This window comes from Methanoculleus sp. UBA374 (assembly GCA_002508705.1).
Lineage (GTDB): Archaea > Halobacteriota > Methanomicrobia > Methanomicrobiales > Methanoculleaceae > Methanoculleus > Methanoculleus palmolei.
Genome location: DAYL01000022.1, coordinates 1 through 11,010, shown reverse-complemented (window position 1 = coordinate 11,010; position 11,010 = coordinate 1). Strand labels below are relative to the sequence as shown.

General features: G+C 62.2%; 11 protein-coding genes and 1 pseudogene. 7 read left to right on the top strand and 5 right to left on the bottom strand.

The window, feature by feature from the left end:
* Positions 1-297, top strand: a pseudogene (locus BRA42_RS07245) (methyl-coenzyme M reductase subunit alpha); the annotation flags it as partial.
* Positions 298-880: 583 nt separating this feature from the next.
* Here the strand turns inward: BRA42_RS07245 and BRA42_RS07240 are convergent.
* A complete protein-coding gene (locus tag BRA42_RS07240) occupies positions 881-1,501 on the bottom strand; it encodes a type IV pilin N-terminal domain-containing protein (RefSeq protein WP_342770647.1) in 621 nt (206 codons plus the stop codon).
* Positions 1,498-2,103, bottom strand: a complete 606-nt coding sequence (locus BRA42_RS07235) for a type IV pilin N-terminal domain-containing protein (protein WP_292407198.1) — start codon at positions 2,101-2,103, stop codon at positions 1,498-1,500. The genes BRA42_RS07240 and BRA42_RS07235 overlap by 4 nt, the downstream gene beginning before the upstream one ends.
* Positions 2,104-2,559: 456 nt before the next feature.
* On the opposite strand from BRA42_RS07235, the gene dinB reads away from it, so the two are divergent.
* The 5 genes from dinB (at position 2,560) to BRA42_RS07210 (ending at position 7,024) form a co-directional block, all read left to right on the top strand.
* Positions 2,560-3,681, top strand: a complete 1,122-nt coding sequence (gene dinB / locus BRA42_RS07230) for a DNA polymerase IV (protein ID WP_292407201.1) — start codon at positions 2,560-2,562, stop codon at positions 3,679-3,681.
* 80 nt (positions 3,682-3,761) lie between these two features.
* Entirely contained in the window at positions 3,762-4,592 is an 831-nt protein-coding gene (locus BRA42_RS07225; protein ID WP_292407204.1) for an SDH family Clp fold serine proteinase, read from the top strand.
* A gap of 28 nt (positions 4,593-4,620) precedes the next feature.
* Positions 4,621-5,061, top strand: coding sequence for an HNH endonuclease (locus BRA42_RS07220; protein ID WP_292407207.1), 441 nt, complete (start codon positions 4,621-4,623; stop codon positions 5,059-5,061).
* A 146-nt stretch (positions 5,062-5,207) separates the two neighbouring features.
* The gene (locus BRA42_RS07215) at positions 5,208-6,038 is read left to right on the top strand and encodes a tetratricopeptide repeat protein (RefSeq protein ID WP_292407210.1); all 831 of its coding nucleotides are present in this window, start codon (positions 5,208-5,210) and stop codon (positions 6,036-6,038) included.
* Between the two features lie 131 nt (positions 6,039-6,169).
* Positions 6,170-7,024 (top strand): MerR family transcriptional regulator, encoded by an 855-nt coding sequence (locus BRA42_RS07210; protein ID WP_292407212.1) that lies wholly within the window; start codon positions 6,170-6,172, stop codon positions 7,022-7,024.
* 6 nt (positions 7,025-7,030) lie between these two features.
* Here BRA42_RS07210 and BRA42_RS07205 read toward each other — a convergent pair whose 3' ends face one another.
* The 3 genes from BRA42_RS07205 to BRA42_RS07195 form a co-directional block, all read right to left on the bottom strand.
* Entirely contained in the window at positions 7,031-8,242 is a 1,212-nt protein-coding gene (locus BRA42_RS07205; protein WP_292407214.1) for an NAD(P)/FAD-dependent oxidoreductase, read from the bottom strand.
* Between the two features lie 79 nt (positions 8,243-8,321).
* Positions 8,322-9,251 carry a putative beta-lysine N-acetyltransferase gene (ablB, locus tag BRA42_RS07200; protein WP_292407217.1) on the bottom strand — a complete coding sequence of 310 codons (930 nt, stop codon included), beginning with the start codon at positions 9,249-9,251 and terminating at the stop codon, positions 8,322-8,324.
* A gap of 328 nt (positions 9,252-9,579) precedes the next feature.
* On the bottom strand, positions 9,580-10,275 hold the full coding sequence (locus BRA42_RS07195; protein ID WP_292405944.1) for a Yip1 family protein: 696 nt from the start codon (positions 10,273-10,275) through the stop codon (positions 9,580-9,582).
* A 544-nt stretch (positions 10,276-10,819) separates the two neighbouring features.
* On the opposite strand from BRA42_RS07195, the gene BRA42_RS07190 reads away from it, so the two are divergent.
* On the top strand, positions 10,820-11,010 hold a 191-nt coding region (locus tag BRA42_RS07190; RefSeq protein ID WP_342772114.1), incomplete at its 3' end, for a hypothetical protein.

The window sequence follows — 11,010 nt, the reverse complement described above, 5'->3', positions numbered from 1 at the left end:
GGCTCCGCAAACTCGCTCTCCATGGAGTCCGACCGCGGTCTGATGGGAGAACTGCGTGGCCCGAACTACCCGAACTACGCGATGAACGTCGGACACCAGGGAGAATACGCCGCAATCGTCGCGGGCGCTCACTACGGCCGCGCCGACGCGTTCTGCTACAGCCCGCTCGTGAAGGTCTGCTTCGCCGACCCCGCCCTGAAGTTCGACTTCTCCGAACCGCGCCGCGAGTTCGCGAAGGGTGCAATCCGCGAGTTTATGCCCGCCGGCGAGCGCTCGCTCATCATCCCGGCCCGGTAAACCCCTCCATAACCCCTTTTTAGTTGCACGTCCTCAAAATCCCGCGATCGCAAACATTCCTGCCGATCAGACGGATAAGGTGGAGCGAGTGGTTCTCACTCGCCCACGTATTACTGTAATCCATTTCAATAACACAAAGTCCGATTTCAAGTGCTCCTTTGAGCTTTCATTGGGTGGGGCAAGGCGCTCGTGCTCCTCAAGAGCGGTGAATACGCGAAAATTCCGCTTGCCGACCTCTGCCTTGGATCACATGCGGCATGCTCGCATCCGGACGGGAGGGAATGCAATGGGGGATACCCGGGGTTAAGGGCCGGGCATCTTCCGGGCGGCATCGGGCCCGCTTTCGTAATGAGTAACGGCGGTCACACTCTGCCGGACGGGGGTTCGGGCGGGCGTGGAGGGGACGATGAAGATAACTGCATCCGCCTCCCCATGGTGGCGCACCCTGCAAAAGCCGGCAGGAGAAAGGGCCTCATCGTCTCGTAGTGGTCTGGAGGGCCGTGCAGCCGGGGCGGTTCGTCTGCCCCGGCGCTTCAGGGATGAAGAGGGGGGAGAAGTTCTCCGCACCTCTCACCACGACGGCTTAATGCAGCGTAAGGGACCCGGACTGGATGGCCTTGCCGCTTGCTTTGTCGATGATCTTGTACTCGATCAGAGTGTTCAGGTATGCGGCGATCCCGCCTTCTGCGCCTTCGGGCTTCCAGGAGATCTGGGGTGCGTGGTTGAAGCCATACGTCGGGTCATGGTCGATGCGGCAATTGTCCGCATAGAGCATGAACTTGTCGCCCGGGGAGATATACCCGTCGTTGTCGCCGACCTCCACGAGGTAGGACGTCACATCGGGACCGGTGCAATTCGCCGCGGGCAGCTTATCGTAGGAGCTTATGTCGTACTTGGTGTCCTGGCTCTGTATCTGGACATAGATGCCGGAGAGGGCGAAGCCATCGCCGCCCTTATGCTCGAAGAGCAGCCCGTTCTTGGCGGTGAAGTTAGCAGGATAAGTCGGGACCCAGTCATCCTCGGCCGTGTCCTCGATACCCTCGATGACGCCGGTCACGGAGAGCGTGGCCTGCGGGGCTTTGCTGCTGTCCGATGTCAGGCCTCCGGCAAACGCGCTCACCACCGCGGCGATGATGATGGTCACCACCAGCATGAGCATGACGCCGACGACCGGCGAGACTGCAGAATCTCCAACTGTCTTCATGCTACAATCACCTCTTTGTCGTAGATGTACTTCCCGCTCGGGGTATGAAGGATCTTGACGTCAACGACCGATCCGGAGCCGAATCTGTTGTCCGGGTCGGTGACATCGAATCCAAGGAGGGCGCTGGTCCCCCGGTCTCCTCCGGTGCTCAGGATACCCCCGGCCTTCCAGGTGTAGTTGCCGAAGTCGGTCAGGGGATTGTCACTGGCCCGCCCTAACGACTGATCGTTGATGAACGGTACACGGCTGACGCCGCCCGACCCATAAAGATCCGTGGCCTCGCTGGCAGGCGTCTGTGTGTGCTTGATGACCGTCCCGTTCGTCAGCGTGTAGTAGGTGACGATCTCGATGTCCTTCGTGAGGATCGCATCGCCGCTCAGGTGCTCGAACGTCATCTTCCTCGCGACATTGTCCGGCCCCATGCCCCCGTCATCCTCCAGGAATCCGACGCTGATCGCAGCGGCCGGTGCGGTTTTCGCGCCGTCCCCCGCAATCCCGCCGGCAAACGCGCTCACTACTGCGGCGATGATAATGGTCACCACCAGCATGAGCATGACGCCGATCACGGGTGATACGGCGTCCTCTTTCCAAATTTTCTTCATTCCGTTCCTCCATTTTTCAGTGCTGTGTGGAGAGGGCCCGGACTCCGCACAACGAAAGTACGCTTGTGTTAAATCTATTTAAAATTGATCATTTTTAATTTTATTAACACAAATATTTTTGTTTAATGGGGGACCGATCGGAGAGCGTATGGAGCAATATTCACTTTCGAGAAAGGGAGGTTCGCGCCGTCGCACCCTCTCCACCGACCGACCTCCGCACGCGAGGGATACGAAGCGCATTTCTTCTATCGTGTCCGCCCCGGGAGCCGGCCGTGAGTTGCGCGGGTGGCCTGCTGGCTGTTGCGCGCGCGCGTCGTCCCCCCGAACGCTCCCGCCCCACATCCGGCACCCGTGCAACCCCTCTTTCAGGATCGCATCTTCCCACACACCCCACCAAACCTCCTATATCGCCGGATTGCCAACACTCTTTCGAGAGATCGGGGAGGGGTTCCTGGAGTGACAGCCGGCCGGATCATTCTGCACGTGGATATGGACAGTTTCTTTGCTTCCATAGAGGTCCGCCGCAACCCGTCCCTTGCCGGGAGGCCGGTGATCGTGGGCGCCGACCCGAAGGGCGGGGCTGGCCGGGGGGTCGTGAGCACCTGCTCCTACGAGGCCCGCCGGTACGGCGTTCACTCCGGCATGCCGATCTCCCGGGCGTACGACCTCTGCCCGCACGGCGTCTACCTCCCGGTGGACCGCCCGCTCTACTCCCGGGTCTCGGGCGGGATCATGGCTCTCCTTTCCCGGCATGCCGGCCGCATCGAGCAGGTGAGCATCGACGAGGCCTACCTCGACGTCAGCGATACCGGGAGTTTCGCGGCGGCGGGAACCCTTGCGGCCGCAATCAAGCGGGAGATCCGGGAAGAGACGGGGCTCACCTGCTCGGTCGGCGTCGCCCCTGGCAAGGCCGTGGCCAAGATCGCCTCCGACTACCGGAAACCCGACGGGCTGACGGTCGTCCCGCCAGGAGAGGTTGCGGCGTTCCTTGCCCCCCTGCCGGTGGAGAAGATCCCGGGCGTCGGGAAGAAGACCGGCGAGGACCTCCGGAAGATGGGTATCCTGACCGTCGGCGACCTTGCACGCCGCGACGTCCAGGACCTCATCACCCGGTTCGGGCGAGCCGGCGTCCTGGTACACCGCCTCGCCCGGGGCATCGACGACAGCGAGGTGCGGGATCGAGAGGAATGCAAGTCCATCTCCCGGGAGACGACGTTCGAAGCGGACACCGCCGACCCGTCCGTCCTCTCCGGGACCCTGACGGGTCTCGCGGACGACGTCGCGGGAACGCTTCGGGCCGACGGCCTGCGGTGCCGGACCGTCACCGTCAAGGTCCGGTACCGCGGATTCCAGACGCATACCCGGTCCCGGACGCTCCCGCGGTTCACCGGCGACCCGGAGACGATCCGGCGTGCCGCAGCCGTGCTGCTCCTGCCGTTCCTCAACGGCGAACCCGTCCGGCTTATCGGGGTCAGGCTCTCGACGCTCGAAGGGGGCCGGACCCGGCAGACGTCGATCGCTGAGTTCCTCTCCTATGGAGCATACCCTGGAGAGACGCCCGACGTAACTCCCGGATAGTCTCCCGGCGCCGGTGCGGGCGGGCGTCGTGATCCCCTCTGGGCGAACCTTCTTTACCGGGGGTGCGCACAGGTGCCGGTATGCCCGAGATCTGGATCGTACTCCTCGTCGCCGTTGCTCTTCTCATCTTCGCAGTGCCGGTCATCCAGCAGCAGATGACCCTGGCCCGCCGCCTGCGGGCTATCAGGGCGCTCGAAGCCGAGCGCCGGACCCGGGTCATCGCCCTCATCCACCGGCAGGAGCAGATCGGCTTTCTGGGCATCCCGCTCTTCCGCTACATCGACATCACCGACTCCGAGGAGATCCTCCGGGCGATCCGGCTCACGGCACCGGAGATGCCGATCGACTTCATCGTCCACACCCCCGGCGGCCTGGTCCTCTCCGCCGAACAGATTGCAATGGCGCTCCGGCGCCACCGGGGGAAGGTGACGGTCTTTGTCCCGCACTACGCCATGTCGGGCGGGACGCTCCTCTGCCTCGCCGCCGACGAAGTGGCGATGGACGAGAACGCCGTGCTCGGCCCGGTCGATCCCCGGGTCGGCGATTACCCGGCGGCATCGATCCTGCGGGTCCCGCACCTGAAACCGCCGGAGGAGATCGAGGATAAGACCTTCATTCTGGTCGACATCGCAGCGAAGGCCCAGAACCAGATGCGGGAGTTCGTGGCCGACCTGCTCCGGGATCGGATGGAGACCGGGCGGGCGGTCAATCTTGCACGCCTGCTCACGGAAGGGGCGTGGACCCACGACCGCCCGATCACCCTCGAGCAGGCCCGGGACCTCGGGCTTCCCGTCACCACCGGCATGCCCGCCGGGATCTACCGGTTAATGGACCTTTTTTTGCAGGCGATGCCCCGTCGCCCGTCGGTCGCCTACGTCCCGGTGCCTTACCGGGAGGAGAAGAAAGAGTAATCGGGCATCCCGCAAGAGATCCTCTGGCATGACCGTTGACCTGCAGCTCGATCTCGATGCATTCGACCGCACGCACGCTTCCCCCCTCTGCGACGGCCGCCCGGACCGGAACGGTTTCGTCCGCCTCTGCTGCCGGTGTCCGTTCGCCGTCCGGGAGGAAGGCGCCGTCTTCTGCGAGGAGTTCGGCGTCCGGATACGGGCGCGGGCGAAGTACGGACTTCGGGGGTGGCGGGAGGTCCGGACGGCCGTCCTTGACCGTGACGGCGGAGCCTGTGCGGTCTGCGGGGCGACGGCGGACCTCCACGTCCACCACATCGACCTCGACCCCACAAACGACGACCCGGAGAACCTGCTTACTCTCTGCGGCATCTGCCATGCCCGGGTGCACACCGAACTCCGCCGTGAAGGAGGCGCCGCACGGGTAGCGCGGGTGATCCCGGCGATGCGGCACCGGCCCCGCCCGGCGTGACCCCTCGTGAACAGGAGCGCTGGTTTCTTCTCCCGGCCGAATGCCCGGGAAGACTGTTTTTCCCTGTCTGCCTATAGCCGGCGGCGGGGGAACGGTTATATCGTATGCGCGCTACCAGTAGCGAGACCATGGGGGGAATATCCGGAATGAACATTACAGGACGCCTCTTCGGGAGGAGCGATCCCGAAGTTCCGGCCGGTACGGACACCGATACGACAGTGAGCAGGAAGGCGGTCTCTCTCGCCCAGGAGGGGCGATTCAATGAGGCGATCGGATGTTTCGACCGGGTGCTCGAAGAGGACCCGTCCAACGTGAAGATGTGGAACAACAAGGGCGTCTTCCTCGATCTCCTCGGGCGGGAGCAGGAAGCGCTGGCCTGCTGGGAGAAGGCTCTTGCAATCGACCCGGAGTTTGCCCCTGCCTGGGTCTCCCGGGGGATGCTGCACCGGCGCCGCAACCGGCTCGATGCGGCGCTCACCTGCTACGACCGGGCCGTGAAACTCAATCCGAACTCCGCTGTCGCCTGGTACAACCGGAGCGGCATCTTCGTCGCGATGCAGCGGCTTGACGATGCCGTCGCCTGCTACGAGCGGGTGCTCGCGATAGACCCTCACTTCGTGGCGGCCTGGACTGATCTCGGTTACGCCCGCTTTCTCCAGCACCAGCACGAAGAGGCCGTCGCCTGCTACGACCGGGCTATAGCCGACGACCCTGGAAGCGTCCGGGTCTGGAGCCTGAAGGGCGGTGCCCTGTATGCGCTCGGGGAGTATCGCAAGGCGCTCGAATGTTTCGACCGGGTGCTTGCAATCGATCCGAAGTATGCCGCCGGATGGAGCATGAAGTGCAGCGTCCTCTATCACCTCGGCATGTACCGCCACGCGCTTGCGTGCGCCGACAAGGCGCTTGAGATCAATCCTGACTGCGAACTGACCGCCCAGGTCAGAAAGATGCTCCTCTCCCTCACCAAGAATTGGTGATCCGCTCCCGCCCTCTCCTGAGGGTTGACGTTTGACATCATCCAACCAGGAACCGGTGTATCGGGGGGAACTCTCCCCCGGGGAAGACTCCGACCTTCTATTACCCGGCGACGCCAACAGTGGATTAATCCATGCCGGTCAATCAGATTCCTATCGGTACGTTCTCGCGGATCACCCAGCTCTCGCAGAAGGCGCTCCGCCTCTACGACGAGCGGGGCCTCCTTGTTCCGGTGGCACGAGACATCTGCACGGGGTACCGCTACTACACCGTCGCCCAGGCTGAGCGGGGCATCCATATCGGGCACCTGCTCCGGCTCGGGTTCGACCTCGGAGAGGTCGAGGTCATCCTCGCGGCACGGGAGCAGGGGGATGCCGGGGCTATCCGGGACCTCTTTGCGCGGCGTCTCGCCGCAACCGAACAGGAGATCGGGCGGCTGCATGCGATTGCGGAGATCCTGCGGACGCAGGACCCGCTGAACGGAGGATTCCGTATGTCGGTAACCGAACCTGTTATCAAGGAAGTCCCTGCCCTCCGGGCGCTCGCCCGCCGGGAGAAGGGTGTTTACCATGAGACCATTCCGGGATTGATCGAAGAACTCTTCACGTTCGTCTTCCCTGTAGACGGGCGGCAGCCCGCCGCAAAGATGGCCGGGCCGATCATGTATATCTGCCACGACGACGAGTACCGGGAGACGGACGCGGACATCGAGATGGCGATCCCGATCACCGGATCGGTCAACGTCGCGGGCTCCCGGGTCGAGATCAGGACCCTTCCGGGCGGTCGATTCGTCTCGGTGCTCTACACCGGCCCCTATCCCGGGGTCGGGAAGGCTTACGAACGGCTCTTCGCCTACATGGGCGAGCACCGCCTCTCACCGGCCGGCCCCTCGCGGGAACTCTATCTCAACAACCCTCACGGGGTCCCGGAAGCCGAACTCCTGACCGAGGTCCAGTTCCCGGTGCAGGAGGTCTCCCCGTCGGCCTGAAGGGTGTCACCAGACGGAGGTATGAAGATCATTGTCCCGCTGGAACCCCAAAAACGACCGGTGTCCCTGGACCGCGTCGATGACCCGGCCGTTCGTCGCCCGCATCAGGGCCTTGAGGGGCACGTGTATCCGGGCGTCGAGGCAGCCGTAGAGGAAGTCCCGCAACGTCTTCTCCGCCTGCAGTTCGGGGATGAGACGGCGGTTGAGGAGAGCGGTATAGGTCTCGCCGAGCGGCGCACCTGACGCGAGGTGGAGGTCGACGGCGTGAGCGGCGAGTTCTGCGGTCCGGTGGGCGTAGAAGATCCCTTCGCCGAGGATGGGACTTGCAAACCCGCCCGCGTCGCCGACGAGGACTGTCCCCTCGTAAGCAGGGGAGGAGATGTAATTGCCGAACGACAGGGGATATCCCGCCGGTTTTTGGTCCGTGAACGCCGCAAGACCGATGGCTGTCAAAAACTCCCTGAACCGTTCGGGAAAACCCTTCCGGTTTTTCTGCAGCAGCCCCCCGATCCCGACGACGATCGCGTCCTGGTTCGGGAATACCCACCCGTAGCCCCACCGGCAGGCGTCAAGGACAAGGTGTGGTATCGCGAGATCGGCGTCCAGCCGAATCGCCCCGTCCCTCTCCATCTGTTCCCGGGCCTCCTTGCGGGGGATTGAAAGTTCCATGGCCCACCCGAGGTTTTCACGCCACTGTTCATGATCGACGATGCTCCCCGGGAGGGAACGGCGGACCTGGCTATGGATCCCGTCGGCCCCGATGATGACCCGGGCGGCGTAGCGGTCCCCCGTCGACGTCGTCACGGCCCGGCGGGCGTGGTCGACGGCGACGACTTCCACGCCTTCACGGACATCCACCCCGGCATCCGCAGCTCTCCCGGCAAGAAAGGCATCGTAACGGTCCCGCCGGGTGAAGTAGAACGGCTCGGCAAGGCCCCCGGCAAGGATGCGGTTGCTCCCGATGTAGAGCGCGTACCTGGTCCCGATGGCATCGAGCAGCCCTTCCTGCCGGAGGGCGGGGACGGGCAGATGAAACACCCGGTCGAGGAACCGAACGGATTTCTGGCTGAGGCACCCCGCGCAGACTTTCTCCCGGGGATATGTCTTCTTCTCAAGGAGCGCCACCCGGTATCCGAATCCCGCAAGCAGGCAGGCGGCGGTGCTCCCGGCGGGTCCGCCTCCGACAACGACGGCGTCATACGTAGTCCGGCTCTCCATCTTCGTCTCCTCACGGTGGTGTGGGCCGGTACTTACCTTATTCTTTTCCGCGGACGTTGCTGGATACGCCGGATCGGCCCTATGGAGAGACCGCTTTCCCGTCGTCGAGCGATCTGTACCAGACGCTCATATCCTCAAGAGAGCCGCATATGTTGACACAGCCCGCAAGCGTCCCTGTGTGGGTGTAGCCGGCCCGGGCAAAAGTGGTGTTCGCCGGGTACGAACGGGCCCGAACGATGGCAAATACGGTCTTTACGCCGATTGAGCGCATCTCCGTTTCTATTCGCCAGAGGAGGCAACCCGCGAACCGATGACCCCGGTACTCCGGCAACGTCGCGAAGCCGGTCATCTCCGCGAACCGACCGTCAGGGTCGACGGCCGCAGCGGCAACTGCGGCGATCCTCCCGTCCTTTCGGATGCAGAAACACCGCAGGAGGTTGCTCTGCATCCCCCGCACAAGGTAGGCCGGGTCATGGACGGGGACCGGATAGGTCAGGAAGACCTTCCGGTAGATCGCCGCGAGTGCCGGGGCATCCGCCGGTGCGGCAGGGGTGCAGGTGAAGCCGGGTTCGAGTACCTGGCTCGCTGCACTCCCCTGTGCCTTCTCTCGTGCAACCGCAAGGACATCGTCGATCCCATCCCGCCAGTCGCTTTCCGGGGGGTTGCGGTAGTTAACCATGTAGTAGCCGTCCACCGCTCCACGGTACAACCGGGGGATGTACGCCCCGGGCGTGTAGCCGCGCGATGCAAAATGGTTGCGTGCCGGAGCGGGGACTCTCGCAATTACCCGCGAATAGCCCCGCCCTCTCGCGAGCGCGAGAAGCCGGCCGGAGATCTCCGGGAGGTCCGCCGGGTTCAGGCGGAAGAGGTAGGCCCGGTCGTTATACGGGCCGTGGTGAACCAGGCTCTTTCCGAGCGTCGAGACGGCGTCGGCATAGGCGCCTTTATCCGTGTGACGCTGTGTCTGCCTTTGACGCTGAACTGGGATGTTTTTTGCCGCATGCCGCACCGGGGCGGTTTCGGCGCCGGTATATGATAGGTTGTTTTTCTGATCGCGTAGAGGACCAAACATATTGTTCCCTGTAGTAATTATAGTGTCCACAATATATAGTGGGTTTCTATATTGCGTATCTGTCTTATCAAAGAACTCATCCCAAAAAGATCTATGAATGTTCTGTACACCCTTATCGGAGCACGCACCTCCGAAGTTTCTCTCCTCTGAACGATATCCAGGACAGAGAGAGTGAAACGGCTTCCTATTGGCTATCGCCATGTGGGGGAGGGTCCGGGAGGGGGTGCCCCCCTTCCGGCAAAGGCATTTTGGGATGCCCTCATAGTTACAATCCTCCATACAGTTTGGATACCGCCATCATTTTCCAAAGAAGCCATATGATCTTCGCACTGATCGTCAGCCCCACGGGAACGAAGACCGTCACCAGTGCCTGACGAGCGGCGAGGCTTCGTGCGTGCCGGATACCTGCTGCCCAGAGGAATCCGCACCAGAGAAGGGCGAGAATCGTAATTCCTGCATCGATAAGCGTTGAGACGGTTGCATACGCCACCACACGCGAGGGAATGAAATAGTCCTGCGCCGGCAGGGAGATGAGCTGGAAGAGGACCGGATGGAGGAGGCCCCCGATGATCAGAGGCGTGCATCCGTATCCCACAGAGGCCAGTGTCCGGAGAAACGTGCCCCGGCCGTTGTACAGGTACGATACCCCGTGGAAGACGGCCGAGTAAGATACCCATACCAGAAACGGTGAGAGAGCCGTTGCAGCAAGGCCCGCGTATACGACCGGGTGCGCGGACGGGTCGGCGAATTCCAGTGTTCGGGCGTCTGCGATGATTGTATCGTAATTTCCGGCGATCTCAACCAGAAAAAGTCCGAAGACGATCAGGGACGGAATTCTCAGGTCGACGCGTTTGATCGGCAGCCCTGCAAAAAATCGATCGGGAGAGAAGAGCAGCAGTCTCAACCGTCGGAAGAATGAGTTTTTCCTGGTGGACGTGATCTTCTGCAAAGGGGGCATCATACCGTTCGAGATTTAGTAACACTTAATTGTATATTAATAACGATCTTTGTGATTGTTTTGATATTAATCAATATTTGTTCATTGGGGTCGTGCTCTGGGCCCATCGAATTATAGCATCTTCGGTTTGATGGAGGTCGTCCCACTTCGTTACACCACGATCGGAGCATTTACACCCAATTTTTCGACGATCTGAAACATATTCAAGGCAAGAGTGGTGAAACGGCTTTCCATTGAGAGTCTCACCTCACGGTGCTCCTGCTATCTCCCTGCGGAAGACAGCACATCGCCACTCGGGGAAGGGTCCGGGAGGGAGACACCCCTTCCCGGTAGCAGTTTTTTGGGACAACCTCATGGCTTCCTACTTCAATGTACAATGTTCAGCCCCTTTCATCAACCCCCACCCGCCCCTCAGGGGGCGCGGGTGCAGTCATGGCGATATGCGACTGGTCAAAGGACAGAAGCATGAGAAAATACGAAGTGTTTTTCAAGTAATGACTTCCCAAAAGGGAGGGAGTTTGAGCACCGAAGGTGCGAGTGGCAATGGGTGGAACTTCTGGAGTTGGAGCACCATGAGGTTGCGCAAAGCCCGGCGGAAAGCCGCACCCCTGAGTTACCCATGATTGTGATCGATCGGGAACAGACGGGTGGGGGTTCAACCAAGCCGGAAAAACCGTCATGGAGAAGACAGGGCGGAAGCAACGGTCATGAAGAGGAGATCGCCCGTCCGGCAGGCAT